This is a genomic window from Paenibacillus sp. oral taxon 786 str. D14 (genome assembly GCF_000159955.1).
Taxonomy (GTDB): Bacteria; Bacillota; Bacilli; order Paenibacillales; family Paenibacillaceae; genus Fontibacillus; species Fontibacillus phoenicis.
Genome location: NZ_GG695976.1, coordinates 1 through 25,514 on the forward strand (window position 1 = coordinate 1; position 25,514 = coordinate 25,514).

General features: G+C 49.9%; 20 protein-coding genes and 1 CRISPR repeat array. Of the genes, 1 reads left to right on the forward strand and 19 read right to left on the reverse strand.

Going from position 1 to position 25,514, the window contains the following annotated elements:
* Positions 1 to 149: 149 nt before the first annotated feature.
* Both POTG_RS10910 and POTG_RS10915 read right to left on the reverse strand, forming a co-directional pair.
* Positions 150 to 2,567 carry a CRISPR-associated helicase/endonuclease Cas3 gene (locus POTG_RS10910; RefSeq protein WP_009224883.1) on the reverse strand — a complete coding sequence of 806 codons (2,418 nt, stop codon included), beginning with the start codon at positions 2,565 to 2,567 and terminating at the stop codon, positions 150 to 152.
* 348 nt (positions 2,568 to 2,915) lie between these two features.
* A CRISPR array of direct repeats spans positions 2,916 to 4,004; the repeat unit is 32 nt; unit sequence ATTTCAATCCACGCACCCTTACAGGGTGCGAC.
* A gap of 437 nt (positions 4,005 to 4,441) precedes the next feature.
* Positions 4,442 to 5,278: a YitT family protein gene (locus POTG_RS10915; protein ID WP_009224885.1), complete on the reverse strand. Its 837-nt coding sequence runs from the start codon at positions 5,276 to 5,278 to the stop codon at positions 4,442 to 4,444.
* A gap of 420 nt (positions 5,279 to 5,698) precedes the next feature.
* On the opposite strand from POTG_RS10915, the gene POTG_RS10920 reads away from it, so the two are divergent.
* The gene (locus POTG_RS10920) at positions 5,699 to 8,761 is read left to right on the forward strand and encodes an endo-1,4-beta-xylanase (protein WP_009224886.1); all 3,063 of its coding nucleotides are present in this window, start codon (positions 5,699 to 5,701) and stop codon (positions 8,759 to 8,761) included.
* Positions 8,762 to 8,814: 53 nt separating this feature from the next.
* Here the strand turns inward: POTG_RS10920 and POTG_RS10925 are convergent, their stop codons facing one another.
* The 17 genes from POTG_RS10925 to POTG_RS11000 form a co-directional block, all read right to left on the reverse strand.
* Positions 8,815 to 10,335 carry an ABC transporter substrate-binding protein gene (locus POTG_RS10925; RefSeq protein WP_009224887.1) on the reverse strand — a complete coding sequence of 507 codons (1,521 nt, stop codon included), beginning with the start codon at positions 10,333 to 10,335 and terminating at the stop codon, positions 8,815 to 8,817.
* Between the two features lie 27 nt (positions 10,336 to 10,362).
* Positions 10,363 to 11,124, reverse strand: coding sequence for a response regulator transcription factor (locus POTG_RS10930; protein ID WP_009224888.1), 762 nt, complete (start codon positions 11,122 to 11,124; stop codon positions 10,363 to 10,365).
* A 7-nt stretch (positions 11,125 to 11,131) separates the two neighbouring features.
* Positions 11,132 to 12,859 carry a sensor histidine kinase gene (locus POTG_RS10935; protein WP_009224889.1) on the reverse strand — a complete coding sequence of 576 codons (1,728 nt, stop codon included), beginning with the start codon at positions 12,857 to 12,859 and terminating at the stop codon, positions 11,132 to 11,134.
* A gap of 135 nt (positions 12,860 to 12,994) precedes the next feature.
* Positions 12,995 to 14,506, reverse strand: coding sequence for an ABC transporter substrate-binding protein (locus tag POTG_RS10940; RefSeq protein ID WP_009224890.1), 1,512 nt, complete (start codon positions 14,504 to 14,506; stop codon positions 12,995 to 12,997).
* Between the two features lie 64 nt (positions 14,507 to 14,570).
* A complete protein-coding gene (locus POTG_RS10945) occupies positions 14,571 to 15,500 on the reverse strand; it encodes a carbohydrate ABC transporter permease (RefSeq protein WP_009224891.1) in 930 nt (309 codons plus the stop codon).
* A 12-nt stretch (positions 15,501 to 15,512) separates the two neighbouring features.
* A complete protein-coding gene (locus POTG_RS10950; RefSeq protein WP_009224892.1) occupies positions 15,513 to 16,457 on the reverse strand; it encodes an ABC transporter permease in 945 nt (314 codons plus the stop codon).
* Between the two features lie 170 nt (positions 16,458 to 16,627).
* Complete coding sequence (ahpF, locus tag POTG_RS10955) at positions 16,628 to 18,157, reverse strand: alkyl hydroperoxide reductase subunit F (protein WP_009224893.1); 1,530 nt, start codon at positions 18,155 to 18,157, stop codon at positions 16,628 to 16,630.
* 11 nt (positions 18,158 to 18,168) lie between these two features.
* A complete protein-coding gene (ahpC, locus tag POTG_RS10960) occupies positions 18,169 to 18,732 on the reverse strand; it encodes an alkyl hydroperoxide reductase subunit C (protein WP_009224894.1) in 564 nt (187 codons plus the stop codon).
* 334 nt (positions 18,733 to 19,066) lie between these two features.
* Positions 19,067 to 19,213, reverse strand: a complete 147-nt coding sequence (locus POTG_RS23190) for an HNH endonuclease (RefSeq protein ID WP_009224895.1) — start codon at positions 19,211 to 19,213, stop codon at positions 19,067 to 19,069.
* A gap of 120 nt (positions 19,214 to 19,333) precedes the next feature.
* The gene (locus POTG_RS10965) at positions 19,334 to 19,552 is read right to left on the reverse strand and encodes a hypothetical protein (protein ID WP_009224896.1); all 219 of its coding nucleotides are present in this window, start codon (positions 19,550 to 19,552) and stop codon (positions 19,334 to 19,336) included.
* A gap of 111 nt (positions 19,553 to 19,663) precedes the next feature.
* The gene (mnhG, locus tag POTG_RS10970) at positions 19,664 to 20,077 is read right to left on the reverse strand and encodes a monovalent cation/H(+) antiporter subunit G (protein ID WP_009224897.1); all 414 of its coding nucleotides are present in this window, start codon (positions 20,075 to 20,077) and stop codon (positions 19,664 to 19,666) included.
* Positions 20,061 to 20,342 carry a Na(+)/H(+) antiporter subunit F1 gene (locus POTG_RS10975; RefSeq protein ID WP_009224898.1) on the reverse strand — a complete coding sequence of 94 codons (282 nt, stop codon included), beginning with the start codon at positions 20,340 to 20,342 and terminating at the stop codon, positions 20,061 to 20,063. The genes mnhG and POTG_RS10975 overlap by 17 nt, the downstream gene beginning before the upstream one ends.
* Positions 20,339 to 20,818 (reverse strand): Na+/H+ antiporter subunit E, encoded by a 480-nt coding sequence (locus POTG_RS10980; protein WP_009224899.1) that lies wholly within the window; start codon positions 20,816 to 20,818, stop codon positions 20,339 to 20,341. Before POTG_RS10980 ends, POTG_RS10975 begins: the two co-directional genes overlap by 4 nt.
* 13 nt (positions 20,819 to 20,831) lie before the next feature.
* Positions 20,832 to 22,307, reverse strand: a complete 1,476-nt coding sequence (locus POTG_RS10985) for a Na+/H+ antiporter subunit D (RefSeq protein ID WP_036645050.1) — start codon at positions 22,305 to 22,307, stop codon at positions 20,832 to 20,834.
* Entirely contained in the window at positions 22,300 to 22,638 is a 339-nt protein-coding gene (locus POTG_RS10990; RefSeq protein WP_009224901.1) for a Na(+)/H(+) antiporter subunit C, read from the reverse strand. The genes POTG_RS10985 and POTG_RS10990 overlap by 8 nt, the downstream gene beginning before the upstream one ends.
* A 2-nt stretch (positions 22,639 to 22,640) precedes the next feature.
* Complete coding sequence (locus tag POTG_RS10995; protein ID WP_036645051.1) at positions 22,641 to 23,063, reverse strand: Na(+)/H(+) antiporter subunit B; 423 nt, start codon at positions 23,061 to 23,063, stop codon at positions 22,641 to 22,643.
* Positions 23,050 to 25,461, reverse strand: a complete 2,412-nt coding sequence (locus tag POTG_RS11000; RefSeq protein WP_036645054.1) for a Na+/H+ antiporter subunit A — start codon at positions 25,459 to 25,461, stop codon at positions 23,050 to 23,052. The genes POTG_RS10995 and POTG_RS11000 overlap by 14 nt, the downstream gene beginning before the upstream one ends.
* Between the last annotated feature and the right edge of the window lie 53 nt (positions 25,462 to 25,514).

Genomic DNA, 25,514 nt, shown 5'->3' on the forward strand with positions numbered 1-25,514 from the left:
TACATTAATCAAGTCCTTATGAAATTAATCCTACTGAGGAAATTAATCCTACTGAGGTTCAACATTTGATTAGACTAGAGTCGCATCCTAGACGAATGCGTGGATTGAAATAATAATGAAGTATGTCAGAAGCCTGTTTAGGGATGGACTTACCAACCTATAAAGTCCATTCCCCCCTCCCCCTTCAAGTCCACACCGTACTCATCGCTGTACCAGTTCTCTCTCACTTCATAGATCATGCCATCTAGGTGCTCTACAACGGCATTATCCCGTTTTAATTGCTCCATCTCTTGCGAGTACAGGTTCACCGTAAACTGCTGCGCTTGTTTCAAAAATTTGGTTACATCTTCAAGCCAAGCTCCGCTGTTCAATTGAGCAATCAGTTCTTTGCCTCCTCCATAAGGCACGAGGACGGAAGTCGTTTTTTGATCAATGACCTGAAAATGCTCTGCTGCTGTTTTGTAGCTGCCATTTAAAATTAATGGAAAGCTTGTCCCATGTTTCTTTCGGTAGTGAGTCACATAATCATTTTCCTGGGAGAGCGACATCAGGAGCTTGGTCATCTCTTTATCTAATTTCTTAACGTAATAGTTTAAATTGGCCTCCATTCGATTGTAGTAATAGCGGAAATACTCACTCATCGCCTTTGGCAAAAGCAAGTTTCCTTCATATTGATCCGCTTTCTTCTTAAACCGCGCTAGTACGTGGCTGGACATCTCCTTTCCGACTTTAATCTCCTTCAGCTTCGAGACGGCTTCCTCCGCATGGTTAATAATGTATACATTCTGCGATTCATCTTCTCCATGCCGGTTGCATCGTCCAGCTGCCTGGGCAATCGAGTCCAGCCCGGCCAGAGAACGAATCACACATTTAAAGCTGACGTCAACCCCAGCTTCTATCAATTGTGTAGTCACACAGATGAAAGGGACTTGCTGATCCAGCATATCTCGGATTTCTTTGAGCTGATCTTTTCGGTGTGCCGCACACATGGACGTGCTGAGATGATAGACAGGCATAGCGGCATCCTTTAGCTTTTCATATAGATCCTTGACCACCTTTTTGGTATTCAGAATGATAAGTGTGCTGCCCCATCCGTTGATTTCCGACTTCACCCAATCGGCTAACGTCTCATTCGTCATAGGTTCTTCCGTTCGGTCAATAAGTTCAACTCGCTTAAACGCCTTCGCAACTTCAGTAAGATTCGACACAATCTCCCCATCCCGCTCCTTCAAGAGGCTATGCTTCACATTCTCCAGAGTAGGTTGAGTCGCCGTGCAAAGGAGGATGCTGCAATGGGCATCTTGTTTCAAGAAATTCAACGCCTCATTAAACAGGGATATGCAATGAATGGGAACCTTCTGTACTTCATCAAACACAATCACCGAATGACTCAAATTATGCAAACGACGAGTATTGCGGTTGCCTTTGGCATAAAAGACATTGAGAAATTGGACAAGGGTCGTAAAAATGATCGGGCTATCCCAGTTGTCGCGAGCAAGCCGGAGTTTCTCTTTGTCTGTAATGAGCCCGTCATCAGCTTCATCACCCTCCTCCATATCTTTCTGTTCTTCCTCGATAACATTGGAGTGGTGTTCTAAAATATGTTCGTTGTCCTGCAGAATTTTTCTGACCTCATCCGCGTTTTGTTCGATGATTGTCGTAAATGGTACGACATAAATGATCCTCTGTTTCTCGTACTTGCAGGCATGCCTGAGAGCATATCGCAGACTAGCCAGTGTCTTGCCTCCACCCGTGGGGATAGATAACGTATAAATGCCGGACGGACGTTCAGCAGCGAATACATCGCACTGTTCCGACATTTTGGCTCTTAGCACGTTGATCGGTTCGCTTGCATTACTTTTATCTTTTAATTTAGTCAGATGATTCATTAAACGACGATAGTAGGTTTCAAATAATTGAAGATGCTGGTTGGACTCCGCTACCTCAACCTGTTCTTCAAAACAACGTGTGTCGGTCCGATCCGCATCAATTAAACAGCTGAAAATATACTTTGTAACAAAGAAACTTTGTGCAGGCGTGCGATCCCAAAATTGTTCCAGTTCATTTACGGCAGCTTGAATATAACGAATAAGCTCTTCCTCGGACATCGTGTCCTGAAAAAAACGTTCAACAGCCAAATCGTATTCAGGAAGGTCCGTATCATGTACTCTTCTTAAGTAGTCAGATTTGATTTCAGGTGAGAGATAGTCTTGGAGGTTAGAGTGATGAGATATGATAGCATTGCCGACGATTTCAGCTAATAGCTTCTCTAGGAAGGTACTTTCTTTATGATGGAGCAGCGAAAACAGTAATCTGCCTCCAGCTGTAGAGTGATCAACCTCACCGCGCTTCGGTTGAGGCCATTCAGGGTGAAAGGCAACGACGTCTATATATTCTTGGAACTTATCGCTATATTTCCCCAGATCGTGAAGCAAACCGGCTAACCCTGCGACATGTTTCAGACCCAACTTTGCCCCGAATTGTTCCGCCAGTCGTTGCACTCCAAGTAAGTGTGCTTTTAACGGTTGGATTTCTTTATCACGTTCTCGTACATGAGCAATAAACACAAGCACATCTCCTCGCACATGATCATATACAATCTAGTTCTATTTTACCGCATTGATTGTCATATTTCACCAATATTCGGGCAAAAAGTACTATGATTACAAATAAAGGAGAAGTTGAATTGATAGAATGTGGAGAATAAGAAAGAAGCTGTTTGTCTCGGGGAGGAATGTTCGTATTCCATGAAGGACAAGCTGGGATTAGGGAAAGCTTGGTGACCGCTCTCCGGTGGATACCGGGAATCGATTTTGCTTAATATACCTCTTTTCTTACTGTCTACTTGTCGGAAACCTCCCGCTCCCATATAGGGTGCGACGTTTGAGGACGTGAAAGAGAATTCCTTTGCACGAATTTCAATCCACGCACCCTTACAGGGTGCGACTGTTGTCCTGAATCCCGTACTCTTTGTTGACTTGTTATTTCAATCCACGCACCCTTACAGGGTGCGACTCATTACTCGCGTGACGGTCAGGGGTATCTCGATAATTTCAATCCACGCACCCTTACAGGGTGCGACAATTGGCGGATGGTCAAGTTTGCATCATCCCGCAATTTCAATCCACGCACCCTTACAGGGTGCGACTCTGAACTTGAGGATATGAATGCCCGTCGGATCATTTCAATCCACGCACCCTTACAGGGTGCGACCTTTTCGATATTTGCGTCGATACCTTCGAGGAGATTTCAATCCACGCACCCTTACAGGGTGCGACGACGTATCCGGGTAGTTGCCGTCTAGCACGCGAGAATTTCAATCCACGCACCCTTACAGGGTGCGACCGTCGCTACGCAGAGCGGCGACGCGGGCCGATCGATTTCAATCCACGCACCCTTACAGGGTGCGACTGAATTGAGGGACGAGAGAGCCGATCTTATGGCAATTTCAATCCACGCACCCTTACAGGGTGCGACGACGGATATCCTGTCACGCCGAGAGGACGACGACATTTCAATCCACGCACCCTTACAGGGTGCGACCAAGAGCTAGGGCCCGGATTCGTAAACAACACGCCATTTCAATCCACGCACCCTTACAGGGTGCGACTTTATTGTGTCAATGTTGATCTTCCCGCACGAGTGATTTCAATCCACGCACCCTTACAGGGTGCGACCCACCTCGCCCCCTCGTTCATAGAGCTTTCTTCTATTTCAATCCACGCACCCTTACAGGGTGCGACCGTGGTCAGCGTGGTTTCAAATGATCCGGTCGGATTTCAATCCACGCACCCTTACAGGGTGCGACTTTTATGCATCGGTAAAAGAGTTAATTATTGAGGATTTCAATCCACGCACCCTTACAGGGTGCGACAAATGATATGCAGTTAATCATGCCGTATCTGCAATTTCAATCCACGCACCCTTACAGGGTGCGACGCTCGTAAACATGCTGGACGTCCTAAAATCGGCATTTCAATCCACGCACCCTTACAGGGTGCGACTGCGATTTCACAGATATTTTCAGCTAATTATCAACAGATTGTGTAAATATTGGATTAATTTCAATCTATATAATGTTTAATATTGGTAGAAATGGCAGTTATAAAAGAAATTTGTGGTGCGAACCCCCTAGGAGAATCATGTTCACTTCATATTCGCACCAAGTTAATAACATTCATGACGAAATGCCTAAAAAATTGTTCGCCATGAATCTCCTACTGTTTCATTTCATTTTAACTGCATATTGCGAACTGAAACCAAAGAAATATAACCCCCCCTCTTCTGTGACATCCCATAAAGCAGCTTCCACAGGTAGATTCACATCACTTTTGGGCAGCCCCTATTTATATGTGCATTATAGCATGAAACCCTGCCAGTTAATCTGCGGTTTATCGTGTTGAAGTAATTGGAGAAAGATCAGCCAATCAAACAAACACTCTCACTTCGATATATCCAAAAATCCCTCCCCAAACACATCCCGCACGTCGTGGATTGTCAGGAATGCGGAGGGGTCGATGGAGCGGACGATTTTTTTCAAGGTGGATACCTCTTGCTTGCTGATAACAATATAAAGGACCTCCTTCGGGTTCTTCGTATAGTAGCCATGACCCGACAGGACGGTTACGCCACGGTCCATTTCGGTGATGACCATTTCGGCGATGTCATTCTGCTTCTCGGAAATGATGGTGACGGCTTTCTTGGGATTGAGACCTTCGATCATGAAGTCCATCACCTTCGTGCCTACATATAAGATAACGATCGTCAGCATCAGCTTCTCCGCGCCAATGATGAAATAAGAAGAGAACGCCACGATCAGGTCAAAAAACAACAGCGCGTAACTGATATTCCAATCCAGATATTTATTGGCGATCCGAGCCAGAATGACGGTTCCCGCCGTTGTCCCGCCGACCCGTACGATCAAACCGATGCCAACTCCCACGATCACGCCGGCGAACACTGCATTGATGGTTGGCTCGTGCGAATCGATCCGCCAGCTCTCCGTCAAATGCAGGAACAACGAGTTGAACGCCACCGCAATGATCGTATAGATCGTCGTCCGCCGATCCAGAAATTTGTACCCGACAATCAGCAGCACCCCGTTGATCACGATATTCACCAGCGACGGCGACCACTGGAACAGGTAGTACAAAATGATCGTGACCCCCGTAACGCCTCCCTCACCGAAATCGTTCGGAATAATAAACAAATTGACGGCCAACGCAAATAAAAAAGCCCCAACAATTAAAACCGCGATATCCGCGATATACTTCTTCATCTTCATCCTAACTTTAAACCTCTCTCCACCATGTTTCTACCATAACAACCAGAACATCGTAGCGATTCGGATTTCGAAAGTCAAGATGACTTTAACACTTTATTTCTCTAGTCCGCTCGCGTGAATGCCTCCTGTGCGGCCGCTGTTGGAAGTTCCCCCTCTGCTACACCCACAAGCCATAAGCGTCAGGGAAAAATAGGCCAGCATTGAAATGAAAAAGACACCCATCCTAGAGCTCGCTCGGCTTATTGCGGCCATGTCAATCCAATTTATATAAAAAAAGTACGATATCCCCTTTAATTTCGAGAAAGCCGAGGCTGCCGGCGGGATGGTATGATTTGTGGCAGGAAAGGAGGAGCCTTCCAATAAAAAAATGAAAGCGCTTAACAAAACTATTCCAAGACAAAGGGGAGTGAGTCAATGAATCAAACGATGAAACGTATCTTCATGCTGCTGATCGCCGCTGTTTTACTGCTGCCTGCAGGATGGCCGGCCAAGGTCACGAAGGCCGAAACCTCGGCTTCGGACGGCACGGTGACGGTGTATCATGAGGACTTCGCGAGTGGAATTGGCAAAGCGGTTCAATCGGGGGGCGCGACCCTGACAAAGGTATCCGGCAAGGTGTTTAACGGCAACGAGGACGGAGGTGCCCTTTATGTTAGCAACCGGGTCAACAACTGGGACGCCGCCGATTTCCGGTTTAGCGACATTGGCCTCACGAACGGCAAGACCTATACGGCGCACGTTACGATTTTTGTAGACGCTAACGTTAGTTTGCCAGCCGGCGCAAAAGCCGCGCTTCAAACCGTGGACAGCTATGGCAATTATGCCGAGACCGACTATGTCGCGGGGCAAGCGGTGACGCTGACGAAGGAATTCACCGTGGATACGAGCGTGGACAAGGCGCTGCGCATTAACTCCAACGCAGCTGGCGCTGCGGTTCCTTATTACATCGGAGACATTCGCATCACGGAAAAAGACGGCTCCGGCGGCGGCGAACAACCGCCAAGAGATCCGGCCTTGCCTTTCTCCACGATCACCTTTGAAGATCGGACCACCGGCGGCTTCACGGGCCGGGCGGGTACCGAAACGCTGACCGTGACGAACGAAGCGAATCATACGCCGGGCGGCGCCTATGCGCTGAAGGTAGAGGGCCGCACCAACACCTGGCACGGGCCATCGCTGCGCGTCGAGAAATACGTGGACCAGGGCGCCGAATACAAAATCTCGGCATGGGTGAAGCTGATCGATCCCGCCAGCTCGCAAATCCAGTTGTCCACGCAAATCGGTGATGGCAGCAGCGCCAATTACGTCCAACTCTCCTCCAAAACGATCAGCACCGGGGACAATTGGGTTCTGTTGGAAGGCACCTACCGCTACAACAGCGTAGGCGGCGAATTTCTAACGATCTATGTGGAGAGTTCGAACAACGCCACCGCTTCTTTTTACATTGATGACGTCACCTTCGAACGCACCGGATCCGGTCCGATTGCGATCCAGAAGGATCTAGTCCCGATCAAAACGGCTTACCAAGACGACTTCTTGATCGGCAGCGCCATCTCGGCGGAGGATCTGGAAGGCGTACGTCTGGAGCTCCTTAAGATGCACCACAATGTTACCACCGCCGGTAATGCGATGAAGCCCGATGGCCTGCAGCCAACAAAAGGCAATTTCACCTTTACCGCAGCGGATGCCTTGGTGGATCAAGTTCTTGCCGAAGGCATGCAGATGCATGGCCACGTCTTAGTATGGCATCAGCAGTCACCGGCCTGGATGAACACAACAACGGATGCGCAAGGTAACACGGTGCCTTTAAGCCGGGCAGAAGCCTTGGCTAACCTGCGCACCCATATTCAAACCGTCATGGAGCATTTCGGCGACCGCGTCATCTCCTGGGATGTCGTGAATGAAGCGATGAACGATAACCCTGGAAACCCGACGGATTGGCAAGCCTCGTTGCGGCAAACCCCATGGAAAACCGCGATCGGCGCCGATTATGTTGAGCAGGCGTTCCTCGCGGCTAGAGAAGTGCTCGACCGCCATCCGGAATGGGATATCAAGCTGTATTACAATGATTACAACGAGGACAACCAAAACAAAGCCCAGGCCATCTATCACATGGTCAAAGCACTAAACGACAAATATGCACTGACCCATCCCGGCAAACTCCTCATCGATGGCATCGGCATGCAAGGTCACTATAATGTCAACACGAATCCGGAGAATGTGCGACTCTCCTTGGAGCGCTTCATCTCCTTGGGCGTAGAAATCAGCATCACCGAGCTGGACATTCAGGCCGGCAGCAACTATGAACTGTCGGAGAAGCTGGCTAATGCGCAGGGATATTTGTACGCGCAGTTGATGCAGCTGTTCAAAGCCCATGCGGATCACATAACGCGCGTGACCTTCTGGGGATTGGATGACGGCACAAGCTGGCGCTCCTCGACCAACCCGTTGCTGTTCGACAAGAACCTGCAAGCCAAACCAGCCTATTACGGCGTAATTGACCCCGCCAAATTTATCGAAGAGCACCAGCCGGACGTGTCGGAGGCGAATCAATCCACCGCCCTCTATGGCACACCTGCCGTAGACGGAGCCGTCGACGCGATTTGGAATCAAGCGCCGGCGATGCCGATCGAGCGGTACCAGACCGCTTGGCAAGGCGCAACCGGTACGGCCAAAGCGCTCTGGGACGACCACAACCTGTACGTCCTGATCCAGGTCAATAACGCGCAGCTGGATAAGAACAGCCCCAACCCATGGGAGCAGGACTCCGTCGAGGTGTTCCTGGACGAAAATAACGCCAAAACCTCGTTCTACCAATCCGATGATGGACAATACCGCGTGAACTACGCGAATGAGACCAGCTTTAATCCGGCGTCCATCGCTGAAGGCTTCGTATCGGCGGTCCGGGTCAACGGAACGAACTATACGGTGGAAATGAAGATCCCATTGAAAACAATCACCCCGGCGAATTATGTAAAAATCGGCTTCGACGCGCAGATCAACGATGCCAAAGACGGCGCGCGCCAAAGTGTAGCCGCCTGGAACGACGCCACCGGCAACGGGTATCAGGACCCCTCCGTCTTCGGCGTGCTAACGCTGACGGGCAAAGGCCCTGTCGATACGACGCCGCCGGTCTTGAAGCTGACCGTTAGCCCGTCCGTCCTTTCCACGCCAAATCACAAGCTAGTTCCGATCAAGGTCACCTGGAAAGCCAGCGACAAAGGTTCCGGCATCGATACGATCAAGCTGGTATCCATCACCAGCAACGAGAGCGATAACGGGCTGGGCGACGGCGATACAGCAAACGACATCCAAGGCGCAGACTACGGGACAGCGGATCAAGAGTTCTTGCTTCGGGCCGAGCGTTCGGGCAAAGGGAACGGAAGAATCTACACCATCACCTACGAAGCAACCGACAAGGCTGGCAACAAGACGACGGCCCAAACCACAGTCAAAGTCCCGAAGGGGAAAAAATAACACCAAAAACGGCGGTGCAGGATTCCAACTCCTTGCACCGCCGTTTTTCAGACTCACCGCTGATTCGAAGCCCGCCAGGCGTCCAGCTGCTTCTGCACCTCGGCCCGGACCTCGTCCAGCCCCGCCTGCTTCAGCTCCTCGTTAAACTTCGGCAGCTCGGTGTCCACGTCCACGCTGCCGGTCATGAGGCTCGGATAGTATTTTTGCCACACCATCTTGATGTTCTGGATCTGGATCGGCATCATCGATAAATCCGGCGTAAACCCCAACGTGCTTGATTTCATGGCCCGGGCGTTCGAAGCGCGGAACTCCTCCCATTTGTTTAACGGCTCCGGATCTTCTCCGCCTCGCGTCTTAAGAATGAACCAGTTGCCTTGCGTATATGTCACGCCCGTATACCCCGGCAAAGCGCCCGGGATCGGGTTGCCGTCGGCATCCTTCCGGGGAATCAGCACGATTTGACCGTTCTTGTCTAGGGTGTAATGCACACCTTCGATCCCATAGTTAAACAGGTTCCGCACCTCAGAATCGGTGTTCAGCAAATTCAGGAACTTAATACATTCAACCGGGTATTTCGTATCCGCGCTCACCGCCATAACGCCTCCCCGCACGTCTTCGGTCGTCACGACCTCCGTCGTTACGGGATGCGCCACCACTTTGTACCCGCGATCCTTGCTCCAGCTATGCTCGGACAAGGGGCCGCCGCTCGACGCTTTCCAGAACACCTTCTTCCCGCGCTCCAGCTCCTGGCTCTCCCGCAAGGCCGCATCCTCGTTGATGTAGCCAGCCTGATAATAACGTCGCAGCGTATCCATCACCTGACGGGCTTCCGCCGTTTCAAAGATGTTCACGACTTGAGGGTTTGGGTCTAAGGACCGCACCATCAACGGGAGCTCCTTGTCAATGACGTACTCATACCCATATAAAGCGAAGAAGTTATGGGAGTCCTTATCCAGCTCCATCGGCAAATACTCGGGTTCCTTCTGCTGAATCATCTGCAGCAACGGCTCCAGAGATTCCAACGTGTTGTACTTCGTAATATCGATGTTATACTTGCGGACCAGCTCTTCCGGATACATCCACTGTTGGCGCACCGCGAGTTCCTTGTTGGTCGGCACCCCGTAAATCCCCCCGTCGTCCATGCGCACCCCTTCCCAAAAGATCGGGTCGATCACATCATACATATCCTTGCCCGTACTGGACAGATAGTCATCCAGCCGCAGCCAGGCCCCGCGTTTGACATAAGTCGTGAATTCAGGGGCATAGGCGATGTCAAAGGGAGTCCCTGCCGATACCATCGTGTTCAGGCGGTTTTCGTATTCCTGCCATCCGACCTTGATATAGGTGATCGTGATGCCGATTTTCTTCGCCAACACTTCATTGATTTTGTCATTCACCTTCTCCAGATCCGGATCCGGCTCTCCAATCGTATAGTAAACCAGATTGACCATGTCCTTATGGGGCGCCGTATCCCCTTTATCCGAGAAAAGGGAACAGCCGACGGCAAACAAGGCCAACAAGCCGGCGACCACCGCGCATAGGGTCAGGCGACTGAACCAAGAGGGCTGCTGCATAACATCCTCCTTTCCGCTACGAGGAGCCTAGCTTTTTTTCCGCAGATCTGAAGGGGACATGCCAAAATATCCTTGAAACTGGGTATAAAAATAATTCAAATTCGGATACCCAACACGATGCGCAATGCTGGAGATTTTCTCGTTGGTGGTCAGGATCCGTTCCTTCGCTTGCAGCATCCGGTAAGCCATCAAATACTCTGAAAATTTCATGTGCGTTTCCTTTAGAAACAGCTGTCCCAGGTACGTGCTGTTCATGCGAAAACGCTCGGCCACCGACTTCAGTGTAATGTTCTGGGCGTATTCCGCCTTCACCATCAACAAAATGCGGTTGGTCAGCTTGGACAGCTCCTCGTAAGGAATCCCCAGGATCGGATCCGTGTTCAGGTCTTTCTTGTGGACCCCGTCCAATGCCCCGTTCAGGTCCTCCACAATGATCTTCTCAATCACCTTCTGCAGCTTGGAACGATCAACGGGTTTCAGCAGATAGTCCTTCACGCCGCAACGGATCGCCGCTTGAGCATATTCGAACTCGCTGTACCCGCTCATAATGATATATTTGGTTGGAAGACGCAGCTCATTGAGCTTTTGGATAATCTCATAACCGAGATCCGGGCCGATGCGTACATCGAAGATCGCGATATCCGGCATGATCTCTACGGATTTGGCGATCGCTTCTGCTCCCGTTTCGCACGTCTCGATCAGGTGGAAGCCGTACTCTTCCCAATTCAGGGTTCGCTTCATCCCCTCCAGAATCTGCGGTTCATCATCAACGATCAGAAGTTTGTACATCCTGCAGTCACCCCTTTGAGATGATCACGGTAATCTTGACTCCTGCTTCCTCGTTATTCTCGATTTCCATCCGAAAAGCGTCCCCATAGAAAAAGCTCAGCCGAGTATACACATTCCGCAGCCCAATGCTCCGAACAGGCGCATCATCTCTGCTGTAAAGACTGCCTCTTATTTCCTCCAAGCGCGCTTCAGGTATTCTTTTGCCATTATCCACAAACTCCAGAACGAAGCGACCGTCCTCCTCCCAGCCATTCACGACGAGCAAATTAAACTCACTGCTCGGATTAAAGCCATGAACGAAGAAGTTCTCCGCCAGCGGCTGCATCCAAAATTTCACCGTGGATATGGCCAACAGCGGCTCCTCCACATCAATTTGGTAATAGAACCTTCCCGGATACTTGAGCTCCATGATGCTCAGAAATTTCTGCAGTAACTCCAGCTCTTCGCCGATGGTAATAATATTATCTTTATGGACGATATCGCGGTACAAGGAGCCTAAGGTCGCGATAGCATCCGCGGTGTCCACGTCCCGGTGCAGCAAAGCAGTAGAGCGAATCGACTCCAGCGTATTATAGAGAAAATGCGGGTTGATCTGATGCTGAAGCGCTTTCATCTCGGTTTCCTGCTGCTTTAGCTTCAGCAAATATTCGGTGCGGATATGTTTGTCCAGCTCATGAACCATATCGTCCAATTCCCGGGCAATCATCCCGTACTCGTTGCGGCGATACCGGGCGGGGGAATTCGGTGTGAAATCCGCCGTTTTCACCCGTTTGATCGAATTTATAATGTGCCTCAAAAATCTGGCGTCATCCCGCATGTTGTAGCCGATGAGCAGCAGAACACTAATCATGGCCAGCAAGACACTGCCTACGATGGTGATCAGAATGCCCGCTTTCTGACGCATCAGGTGGGACAAATCTACAAGCATCACCAAACGGTAATCGAACTTCGTGGATTGGAAGTTCATGAAGAAGACATTTTTTAATCCGCCCAGGGAGGAAAATCCGCTGCTGCGTGTCTCTTCAGCGGCGCGCAGAACCATCTCCTTCGTTCCGTGATCCATCCCGGAGATCATGTACACTTCGCCCGAACTACTTACGGCGGCAGCGATGTCCAATTTATAACCAAGAATCTTCCGGAATAAGGGTTCACTGCCGATCAAGAAGCGAAATTCCCCAATCTGGCGAGAGATCTGGTTCGGATCAGACAGCTTCTTCCGGTACACAAAGCCCTTCTCTATCTTTTCACGAAAAATCTCATCCGTATTGGGAACGCCAAACCGGAAGCTAACATTGCCGCTGTCGCTAAACCGCACGATATTGGCACCGTTCTCGGTATGCAAGCTGACTTGCGTCAGATCCCCCTTCATCGAGCTGTATAAGAAGGCCCTCATATCTTCAGGGAAGGAGACCAGCGGCTCGTTATACAAGCTATATTCCAGCCTGCTCGTCAGGTACCCTTCCGCCGTGTTCCCCAGGAAATAACGGACATCCGTCATCAAGCGGTCATTGGAATAGATGCGCTGCATATACGCCTCAATGCGATCCGTATCATACTGCAGCTCACTCTCAACCCGACCAAAGGCGCTGACCGCCTCGTTTCGGGCACTCTCAATCCACTGATAGATGAGAACCGCGCAGGTCATGAGACCAAGCACCAGACCGATCGTTACGACAAACACCGTATAGGCAATGAATTTGCTGCGATAGATTTTAATCTGCCAAAAGGAACCCATTCTCGCGCCTCCTTCACCGTTAATGTTGCGGCGCTGATTCCATTGCCCTCATCTATCCCCATTATATCATCATATGGGAAAGCCCGAACGGAGAATACCTCCTCCGTCCGGGCTAACTCAATCGGGCTTTATTTCTTATTGAAAGAAGGCATCGATTTGCTCTTGTGCAGCCTTCATGATGGTATCCATCCCGGCTTTCTTGAGTTCGTCAACAATCTTCGGTACCATCTTCTCCGGATCGGATGCACCAGTCAGCAACTCATAACGGTATTTATCCCACGTTGCTTTCACGTTCGCAACTTCCGTTTGCAGGTTGGTCGTGTCGAGCGAGAAGCCCAGCAAGGTCGAAGCCGTTGCTTGTTCGTTCAGCTTTTGAACTTGTTGCCATTGATCTTCTGGGGCCCCTTTGGTTGTCGCCATGTTGAAGAAGGTGCCTTGCGTATAGGCTGCCAGCGGCCAAGTATCCGAGATCCGTTCAACCACTTTCTCTCCGTCTACTTTCACGTAGTCTACGCCTTCTTCACCAAAGGCCAGCATGTTACGCAGCTTCGGATCGGTATTAACGAGCTCCAAGTATTTCAGAGCTTCCTTCTTATACTTCGAATTTGCCGAGATTCCGTTGAGGGAACCTTGAATCGTAGCCGTCGTGTAGAGCGGACCGTAAACCTGCGTCATATCGTACTTCTCAACGCCTTCGTTAATTTGCCAAGTGATATCCGCCCCTGGGAAGCCTTGAGCACTAAAGAATGGACGGCCTTTGTCGGCTTCAGGCTTGGTCGGAGCATCCGGATTGATAATGCCGTCTTTGTACCATTGGTGCAAAATCTTCAATTCATCCATGATATCTTGCTGTTCCAGCACGGAAACTACCTTGCGGGAAGCGTCATCCACCTTCACGCCAATCGGAGGGAAGCCCAGCGCAAGATCGTCATACCGGTTGAAGAATCCGTTAAACCCATCGCCTTGCGTCAACGGCAATGGATAGAAGCTCTTGCCTTCTCCCGCCTTCATATCGTGGAACGGTTTATCCAGATCCTTCAGCGTCTTGATGTTGTTTAAGTCGATGCCGTATTTCTCAACATATTTGTGGTCGAACACCCAGTATTGGGTCATCGAGGAGTCCTTATAGGTTGGCACGGCGTAGATCTTGCCGTCGACCTTCGTCCCATCCCATACCTTCTCCGGAATGAACTTGTACAACTCCGGCGTCTCGCTTTGCACCAGCTCAGTGATATCCGCCAGCGCTCCCATCGTCACTTGCTGATTGTATTTGGAGACGTTGGTAAACAGAATGTCGAAAGGTTCACCCGTATTTACAATCGTATTGATTTTGGTGTCCCATTCACCCCAGCTAGCTACCTTGATATCCACCTTCACGCCAATTTTCTCTGCGGTGTACTCATTCATCGCTTCGATGGCTTTCTCAAAGTTATCCGGAATTTGTCCGCCAATCGTCCACCACACCAAAGTCGGGATTTCCCCCGAATCTGTTGTCGTAGAGTTATCTGTAGAGGTGCTAGAAGAAGTGTCCGAAGTATTGCTTGCCGACGAAGAATTGGAGTTCGAACCGCCGCCGCAAGCCGCAAGAACGGACAAGAGAAGCATCACAGCACATAGAGTAGAGATGAGCTTCAAAGACCTTTTCATAGATATTTCCTCCCTTTTGAATATGCTATATTCATAAACTGAGACAAGCTCAGCTTATTTCGAATTAGCCTTTGACCGCGCCTACCGTCAAACCGGAAATGAAGTAGCGTTGGAAGAAAGGATACGCAAAGGCCACTGGAAGCACGATGACGATGGCCACCGCCATACGGGCTGACTCTTTAGGCATCGTTGCCACCAGCTCGGCGTAGCTGATCCCCAGACTTGAAGCGTTTCGAGCCAGCGCGTCCACATTGCTCATCAGGTTGTTTAACAGCGCCTGCAAGGAATACAGGTCCTGATTGTTGATGTACAACATCGATTGGAACCAGTCATTCCAGTAACCAAAGCACAGGAATAAACCAATCGTAGCGATCACCGGCAACGAGATCGGCAGGATAATCGAGAAGAAGATCCGGAGCTGACCAGCCCCGTCGATTTCGGCGGATTCGATTAACCCGTCCGGGATCGTGCTTTTGAAGAACGTTTTACAAATGATGACGTTAAAGGAGGAGACCGCCAGGGGCAGGATCAACGCCCATACCGTATCTTTCAGCCCCAGCAGATTCGCATTGATATAGTAGCTGGAAACCAAGCCGCCGTTAAAGACCATCGGAATAAAAACGACCCAAGTCAGGAACCCCTTCAGCTTATAGTTCGGCCGGGAGAGAACGTACCCCATCGAGGTGGTGAGCAGAATTCCCAGCACGGTTCCGACGATCGTAACGAAGACGGAAATCCCTAGCGCCTGCAAAATGACCGTTCCTTGCTTGGCGATATAACCGTAAGCCTCTCCCGAGAACGCCGTTGGGATCAGGTGATAACCGTTCTCCCGGATCGATTGCTCACTGGACAGCGAGATGGACAACACCACCAGCATCGGCACGACGCAAATCAAAGCCAGGAAGAAGAAGAGGAGATGAAGGAGCACGTTCACCACTTTACTTGGACGATTAAATCGGTCCAGGCCGCTTTCATACACCGTTCTTGCTGCCATATCTGCACCTCCTTAAATCATCGCGCTGTCGGGATCGATTTTGCGAACCGTCCAGTTCGCGGCCAGAATCATCAGACAGCCCAGAACCGACTGCACGAAGGCTGCTGCCGAGGCCATGCCAACGGTTGCGGTTTTCAGCTGCTTGTAAACCATTACATCAATGGTCGTGGTCACATTAAACAGGGAATTGGAATCCCGCGGCACCTGAAAGAACAGCCCGAAATCGGTATAGAAAATACGTCCCACCGCCAGGATGAACATCATCACGATGACCAGCTTCATCAAGGGCAGCGTAATGAACCGAGTCTGTTGCCAAAGGGTGGCGCCGTCGATTACGGCCGCTTCGTAGTAGGTTTTATCGATACCAGCGATGGTCGCTAAATACACAACCATGCCGTACCCGAGTCCCTTCCAAACATTCATAAAGATCAAGAAGTAAGGCCAATATTTCGGTTCCATGTACCAGTTGATCGGCTCTACTCCCCAACCTGCCAGCATTTGATTGAGAATCCCTTTATCGAAGCTCAAGAACGCCCAGCCCACGGCCGAGACCACAACCCAGGAGAGAAAGTAAGGCAGGAACATCATTGTTTGGTAAGCCTTGCCTGCTCTGCGGTTATGGAGCATTCCGATCATTAACGCTAAGGCTACGGGGATCACAATCCCAAGAACGATAAAAATAATGTTGTAGCCGATCGTATTTCGGATAATGATCCAGGCATCGTTGGACTTGAATAAGAACTCAAAGTTCTTGAGGCCTGCCCATGGGCTCTTGAACACATTGCTCAGAAAACCGCCGGTGATTTTGAAGTTCTTAAAGGCGATGATGATCCCGAACATCGGCAGGAAGCTGAACAAGATGTACCATATCGTGGTTGGCAAAGCCAACAAAGTCAGCTCCGTGTCTTGCTTGCGCCAACGCGTTCGTAAGCGCTTTCCATTTATTTTCGAGTCCATACGCGGTCACCTCTTTCCACTTCAGCTTGTTTTGTTCTGGATACCCTCATTTTATTGGAAAGATAGCGCTTTCATCTAGACAACAAACTTGAGACTATAGTCAAAAAACGTTAGATTTGCACAGCAAGAAAGCCCGCTCAAAGAGCGGGCCTTATCCATAACGCAATATATTATTGATTGCGAATCAGGTAATCAAAAGCGCCTAAAGCTGCTGTCGCGCCAGATCCCATGGAAATGATGATTTGCTTGTAAGCCGAATTCGTGCAGTCACCGGCGGCAAATACGCCTGGAACGGTTGTAGCCCCACGGTTGTCCACAATGATCTCGCCCATCCGGGTGCGCTCCAGCGTGCCTTCCAGCCATTCGGTGTTCGGTACGAGACCGATTTGAACGAATACGCCTTCCAGCTCAAGATGCTTCTCTTCGCCGCTTTCCCGGTCGATGTAGGTCAGTCCGTTCACCTTGCTGTCGCCCGTGACTTCTTTCACTTGCGCGTTCTTGATCACAGTCGCATTCGGCAAGCTGTTCAGACGTTCCTGCAGAACCGAGTCCGCTTTCAGCTCAGACATGTATTCAAGCACAGTCACATGCGAGGCGATGCCCGCCAGGTCGATGGCTGCTTCTACGCCGGAGTTTCCTCCGCCTACAACGGCCACACGTTTGCCTGCGAACAGCGGACCGTCACAGTGCGGGCAATAAGCCACGCCCTTGTTCTTGAATTCCGCTTCGCCCGGTACATTCATGTTGCGCCAACGTGCCCCCGTGGATACGATAACGGTCTTGCTCTTCAGCACGGCACCGTTCTCCAATTCCACTTCAATCAGGTCATTCTTGCGAAGACTCTTGGCCCGTTGCGACGTCATGATGTCGATGTTATATTCCTTCGCATGTTCTTCCAAGCTTACTGCCAGCTTCGGCCCCTCGGTATATTTCGTGCCGATCAGGTTCTCAATCCCCAGGGTATCGTTGACTTGGCCGCCGAAGCGTTCTGCCACGATCCCTGTACGGATGCCTTTGCGTGCAGCATAAATCGCTGCGCTGGCACCGGCAGGTCCGCCCCCGATCACAAGCACATCGAATGGTTCTTTGCCTTCAAACGCCGACGTGTCCGAGGCACCCAATTTCGCCAAAATATCCTCGACGGACATCCGGCCATTGCCAAACAACTCGCCGTTCAAGAATACCGTAGGCACTGCCATAATCTCTTTGCTCTCGACTTCATCCTTATAAGCCGCGCCGTCGATCATGGTATGGGAAATGCCAGGATTTAGTACGCTCATCAGGTTCAACGCCTGAACCACGTCCGGGCAGTTGTGGCAAGACAAGCTCACATAGGTTTCAAAGCGGTATTCGCCTTTAATCGCTTTGATTTGATCAATGATATGTTGTTCCACCTTCGGTGGTCTTCCGCTGACTTGCAACAAAGCCAGTACCAGGGAAGTAAACTCATGGCCCAGAGGAACACCGGCAAAGGTGATGCCGGTGTCTTCCCCAACGCGATTTACGCTGAAGCTTGGGGTTCTGGGTAAACTCGTTTGCTCGACGGTAATTTTATCCGACATGCTGGACAACTCGTTGACGAGGTCCATCATCTCGTTCGAAACCGTATCGGTTCCGGCACTGACTTTCAGCAGAACATTCCCTTCCAGAAGCTGAAGATATTGCTCTAATTGTTGTTTAATGTCTGCATCCAGTTTCATAATGGTTCTCCTTAGATTTTGCCAACCAAGTCAAGGCTTGGTTTCAAAGTAGCGGCGCCCTCTTTCCATTTTGCCGGGCACACTTCGCCTGGATGGTTGTGAACGTATTGAGCCGCTTTGATCTTGTCGATCAGCGTGCTTGCGTCACGTCCGATGCCACCAGCTGTAATTTCAATCGCTTGAATCACGCCGTTCGGGTCGATAATAAAGGTAGCGCGGTCAGCTACGCCTTCTTCTTCGATCAATACATCGAAGTTACGGGAAATCGTGTGAGTTGGGTCACCGATCATGATGTAAGTAACCTTGCCGATCGCTTCGGAGCTGTCATGCCATGCTTTGTGCACGAAGTGGGAGTCCGTGGAAACGGAATATACTTCAACGCCAAGCTCCTTCAGAGCAGCGTAGTGATCTTGCAAGTCTTCCAGCTCGGTTGGGCATACGAAAGTGAAGTCCGCTGGATAGAAGCAAACAACGCTCCATTTTCCTTTGAAATCTGCGTCGGAAACCTCGATGAATTTCCCGTTGTGATAGGCTTGAGCTTTAAAAGGCAATACTTCTTTTCCAATCAACGACATGATTTGAACTCTCCTTTTATCTTTTTGTTTTCTACTAGTTATTTATATTAATTATTATATGCTAATGATTCTCACTGTCAATTCAGTTCATCAAGTCTTCATAATTAATATACCCGGAATAGCCGAATATAACCCTTAGGCCGACAGACGTTCATAATCCCCCATCGCCAATCGTTTTGATAACACAATACTGATTTCCACCCAGGGCCGCGAAATCCTTTCTTTCCGACTATAGATTTATTTAATGAGATCTTGGTTTGATCCTGGAACAGCATAAAGCTATCAAAATGTGAAAACCAAGCTTGATTGGACGGGGAATGGAACGCAGCTTCTCTTATTTCCGGAACAAAAAAGGGTTGTATAACAACTGAATGGTCTGCTCATCGATCCAGACGGCACGTGACCGATTCACCTCCCGCCAAGCTCGGTCCAGTGTACAAGGGGTTAATTCCTGGCCATCCGTATTTAGTACCGTAATCATCACCAGCTCCTCCTTAACGATAAGATCTCTCCGACAGAGCCAGGCATTCCCTTATCCCCTTGGAACTTCGTTCCAAAGAAAAAAGCACCCCTGCGGGTGCTATACATCAAGCGATTTCCTTTAATCGTCATCCGGCAAGCTCTCGACTGCCGTAAAGAAAACATCGAGCAGTTCCATACCAAAGTTCGCTTTAACGTATTCAGAGATTCGGTCCAGCTCTTCCCGGCTGTCGTATTCCAGGCAGGGTCGCCCTTCGCTCCACAACACCCGGCATGTAAATAAACTCTGAACCTTTTCAATGACTACGTCTTGATCTACGGGTCCCCGATGAACAGCCATGCTACTTGCCCCTTTTTAACCAATGTGATTCCTTTGGTGTGTGCCACTTCATTATTATCTAAAATTTTAACGACTGTCATCTATGACAATCCTCACATGGTCGAAAGGCGCTTAGGGTGTACCTTGAAGCATCGTCTCCTGCTCAACCGGCTCTACCTGATCTTCTCCCTCGAAATTCTCATCCGGCTGGTAGTATTCCCTGAGCTCATCCTCGGCGGTTCCCTCCGCTAACGGCACGCAATGTCGATAGGCGGCACGGCTGATCACGTGGGCAGACACCGGGGCTGTCAGAAAGACAAAGAAGATCCCCAAGATCAGGCGAATACTGAAGTAGCCATCGGTAATGATGAAATACAACAAAGTGCCAACCATCGCGCACAGCACGCCTAGCGTCGAACTCTTCGAGGCGGCATGAGATCTTGTGTACACATCAGGCAACCGTAAATTGCCAATCGCACTGATCAAGCTAAAGACAGCACCCGCGAGGATCAGAATCGCACCAACAACTTCACCGCTTCCGCTCAATGACCGCACCCCTTTCCATAAACCGGGCAAACGCCACCGTTCCAATGAAGGATAAGATCCCAATCAGCAAAAGAAGATCAAAGAAGGCATGAGTATGCAGCAATACCGAGAACACGGCGATACTCGAAATTAAATTGATGCCGATGGAATCCAGCGCCATGACCCGGTCCGCACTGGACGGACCTTTGACGACACGGTACAAGTTAGCTAAGATCGCCGCCAGCAACAAACATAAAGCGATGATCAAGATCGTATTAAAAATCATTTTCGAGTCACATCCTTTATCGCTTTCTCGAACACGGCTTTTGACTTCAGAACGGAATCCTTCGACTCCGGCATATTCAGTCCATGTATATATAATGTCTTCGCATCCGGGGTAATCTCCATTACGACGGAGCCCGGCGTCAGGCAAATCAGCAAGGACAACAGGGTCACTTCCAGATCCCCTTCCAAATCCGTCTCCACCTTGAAAATCCCGGGCTTCACATCGACTTTGGGACGAAGCACGTGCTTCATGACCGTCATCGACGAGATAATCAACTCATGAATGAAGATAATGAGCAGCTTCCCTACCGCCGCCAACGTAAATAGATAGAACGGCTTATTAAAGAAGCGACGTATGCAAAATAGAATTAACATACCGACGAAATAACCGCCAATAAAGTTGATGATGCTGGTTTCATCCTGTAGAAACATCCACAGGTAAGCTATAAAGATGTTGAGCAGCACCTGAATGGGCATGGCTGTCCCCCCTTTAGTCCATCACAGCATGGATATATCGATTTGGATCAAGCAATTCCTGTGCTGCTTGGGCCACATACCCAGCCGCCCCTTCAGCACCCAGCCCTAAAGCCAGGCTGGCAATGGTTAACAGTGCGATTGGAAGCAGGAGCCCCTGGGTCGTCCCCTTCTCATCATCTACGCTCAGAATGGTCTCGCCCCAAAAGACGCTCATGAACAATTTGATCATGGAATACAAGATAAACAAACTGGCGGCAAGCCCGATTCCCCCAAGCCAATAATCACCGGACTCGAAGGTTCCCTGAATCGTAAATACTTTGCCGAGAAAGCCGCTGAGCGGCGGAATTCCAACCATAGATAACGCGGCGATCAGAAACATCCAACCTAATTGCGGGTGAAGCCGAATCAGACCACTGATGTCTTGTAACCTGCTGGTCCCCGTAAGATAGATCACCGTACCGCCGATGAGAAAGATCAAGGCCTTGATCAGAATATCGTGCAGTAAATAGTAGATGGAGCCCATCATGCCTTCCTGTGTCATTGAGACCAGGCCAAGCAGGATAAACCCAACGCTGATAATCACATTGTAGGTGATGATTTTCTTCAAATCCCCGAAGCCCACAGCTCCAAGTCCTCCAAGAATCATCGTTGCAGCCGCCAATATTCCAATAATTAAATGAGTGATCTGCGGTTCATGATAGAAGATGAGCGTAAACATCCGAAAGATCGCGTAGATCCCCACCTTGGTGAGCAGCGCCGCAAAGATGGCCGCAATGGCAGTAGGTGGAACGCTATACGAGCCTGGCAACCAGAAGAAGAGCAATAATCCGGCCTTTAATGCGAACACGATCAGGAACAGCAAGGCTACCGTGGTGATCAACCCGTCCTGGCCTACCTCTGCGATCCGAATGGATAAGTGAGCGAGGTTCAACGTGCCTGTGATCGAATATAAATAGGCGACCCCCATCAGGAAGAACGCAGAGGCGATAATGTTCGTGAAAATATATTTTAACGCCTCGCGAAACTGCTGCCGTGCCCCGCCCATCGTGATCAATACATACGAAGCGACGAGAAATACTTCGAAGAAGACATATAAGTTAAATAAGTCCCCTGTCAGAAACGAGCCGTTCACCCCTGTAATCAAGAACAAAAACAACGGATAAAAGTAAAGCTTCTCCTGTTTCCGTCCGATCGACGGGAAGGCATACAGCAAACAGCCAATCGAAACCACCGAGGTTGCGAGCAACAGCAACGCGCTGAACATATCACCGACGAAGCTAATGCCGTAAGGGGCTTCCCAGCCGCCTAGCTGCAACGTCTGAATACCACCCGCATTGATCTGGTGAATGAGTAGAATGGAAACCAAGCACGTTGCCAACAGGGCAAGCAAGCTAAGGATCCGCTGAAGCCGGAGGTTTTGCTGAAAAACAATGAGAACCATCCCCATCATCAGGGGAATAATCACCGGACCGATCAACCAATTATTCATGCTCATGTCCCCTTAACTGCTCCATGTCATCCGTCCCAAAATGCTGATAGGCCCGATAACATAAAACTAAAACTAGTGCCGTCACGGCAAAGTTGATTACAATAGCCGTCAGGATCAAAGCCTGAGGCATCGCATCCGTAAAACCGGCTTGCTTCTCGCCCAGCAGGGGGGCGCTCCCCCGCTTCAGCCCGCCGGAGGTGATCAGCAATAAATTCACGGCATGACTCACAATAGACGCTCCCAGCACGATGCGAAGCAATTGCTTGGATAAGATCAAATAGGTGCCGATCGATACGAATATCCCGACGAGTATGACGATGAGTGTCTCCATATTTATCGATCCTCACTTATGCTTAGAATGATATTTACCGCCGTACCTATGACCGCCAGGGCAACCCCCGTATCAAAAATAAGAGCGGAGGCAAGCTCAGTATCCCCGAATACCGGTAACTCGACGTGGCCAAAGGTTTGGGTCAGAAATGGCTCTCCGAACACAACCCCGGCCATTCCGGTGACCACCGCGATCAGCACCCCAATCGCCGCGAGCTTCTTAAAATCCATGCGAATGTTCTCTCTCACCTTCTCGATCCCGTAGGACAGGTACAATAGAACAATTGCGGATGCCGTGCTCAGCCCGCCGATAAATCCGCCCCCCGGATGATGGTGGCCGTTCATGAACAGGTATATCGAAAAGGTCAAAATAATCACGGCGGCCACGCGGGTGACGCTTTTTAAGATCACATCATTCGTTTTCATTTGGTTCCCTCCTTTTGGAACGCTGATGAACCAAGAGATAGACGCCCAGCCCGGCAATCGTCAGCACGGATATTTCCAGCATGGTGTCAAAGCCGCGGAAATCCACAAGGATGGCGTTGACGATGTTTTTTGCCCCGGCCAGTTCATAGGCATTTTCAAAAAAAGAGGTAATTGGCGCGAACAGCTTATGTCCGTTCGCAGCTAGAGCCAGGAGACTTACCGTTAATCCCATCGCGATGGAAATGATGAGATTGGTCAGCTTAAACGATAGGCGTTCGATGCTCTTCTTCAGCTTCGGTAAATGGTAGAAGCACAGCAAGAACAGGACCGTTGTCACCGTCTCCACCACCATTTGCGTTAATGCCAAATCAGGAGCCCTGAAGATGACGAAGAACATCGAAATCATATAACCTATCGCCCCCAAAGCCACAATGGCGACGATACGATTCGGGGCGAACAAGACGACAAAGGCAGCGATGATCATCGCAACCACCAGTCCAGCTTCGAAGATCCCGATAGGAGCGTCCTTCGAGAAATCGAGTTGCAGGCCATGGAACCCTAACAGTGAAGCCATCAGCACAATCACAAAGAATGAAAAAGTGTAGATGAGGTAATGTCTCAGCGAACCTGTCATATATCGATTAGTCAGCGATCGCGAGAGCTTCTCGGTTCCATCCAGCCCTTGATTAAACCAGTGATTTAGCGTCAGCCTCTGCGGAAAGCTCCGAATCGGCGGAACCCAACGCTTCGCTGTCCGAAAGAGCAATAACCCAAAGAGGATGACGCCCACGGTCATCAGCAATTCGAGGTTCGGGCCATGCCACGCGCTGATTTTGAGATCATAGGCAGTCACGGACATCATCGGCAAAACCGCGTTCAAAGCGGGAGTTAGAATATATTTCCCAAGTACATTCGGGAAGAAGAAAATGAGAATCACGAGCACACCCAAAACGATAGGGGAGATCAACATCCCCAGAGGGGCTTCATGCACTTCTTTCATCAATCTTTCCGGGCGGAAGCTGCCTCCGAAGGTTTTGAAGATAAAGAGCATGCAATACACAAAGGTGAATATGCTCGCTACCCAAGCCAGGAGCGGGAAGATGAAGCCGATGTTGCTGAGCCCGAAGATTCCCGCTTGGGTAACTTCATTGACCGCAGCAAAAAACATCTCTTTACTCAAAAAGCCGTTAAACGGCGGCAACCCGGCCATCGATAAACCGCCGACCAAGGCGACCGTAAACGTCACCGGCATCACCTGCAGTAAACCGCCCAAATAGCGAATATCCCGCCGACCTGTCTCATGGTCAATAATTCCCACGACCATAAACAAGCTGCCTTTAAACGTGGAGTGGTTAAATAGATGAAACAGGGCGGCGAAGGTCGCTACCGTAAAGACTGTGCCGCTCTCACCGGGCCCAAAATAAACCGCCAGCGAGCCGATGCCAAGCAAACACATGATCAATCCTAATTGGCTGATCGTAGAATAAGCTAAGAGCGCTTTTAGATCTGTCTGTCTGAGCGCACTCAAGGAACCGTAAAGCAATGTAATCAGCCCCACACCGGCGACCAGCCAGAACCAAACCGAGCTGCCGCCGAAGATCGGCGTCATTCGCGCCACCAAGTAAATGCCAGCTTTCACCATCGTTGCGGAATGGAGGTAGCTGCTGACCGGGGTTGGTGCTTCCATCGCATCCGGCAGCCAAATGCTAAAGGGGAACTGTGCCGATTTCGTAAATGCACCCAATAACACGCATAGCATCGCCGGGATAAACAACACGTGATTTTGAATAATGCCCACATTCGTAATCAATTCTCGAATGCTATAGGTATCCGCCATAATGATCAACATAATAAATCCAGCTAACATGGCAAATCCGCCAAACACAGTAATCAGCATTGCCTTTAACGCGCCTTGCCGGGAGCTTCGCCGCTCAAACCAATAAGAGATCAATAAAAACGAAGACACGCTGGTTAACTCCCAGAAGCCGTAGAAGACCAGGAGATGATCAGAAAATACGACGCCTAGCATCGCACCCATGAACATGAGCAAATAGATATAGAAGTTATGGAGAGCCTCCCGCTCCTTGGACATGTAGAAGACGGAATAAAGGATCACCAGGGACCCCACACCCGAAATCAGAAGCCCGAATAAGAGACCCAGTCCATCCACATAAGAGGTCAACTGGATATCTAGCGTCGGAATCCACGGCAGCGTATAGACATAGGTTTTCCCGCCCGCAACATCGGGTATATATTGTAATAAATAGACGAAGATGGATAGGGGTATAATTAGCACAAACCATCCTGTATGGACTTGACGATTCAAGTACTTATACAGAAATGGTACGAGTATAGCACTTAACAACGGAAGAAAAATGAAGGTATAGAATGTAACCAAGCGCAATCCTCCTTACTTGAGAATCATTCTGTCGATAACACGATTTGACTGGA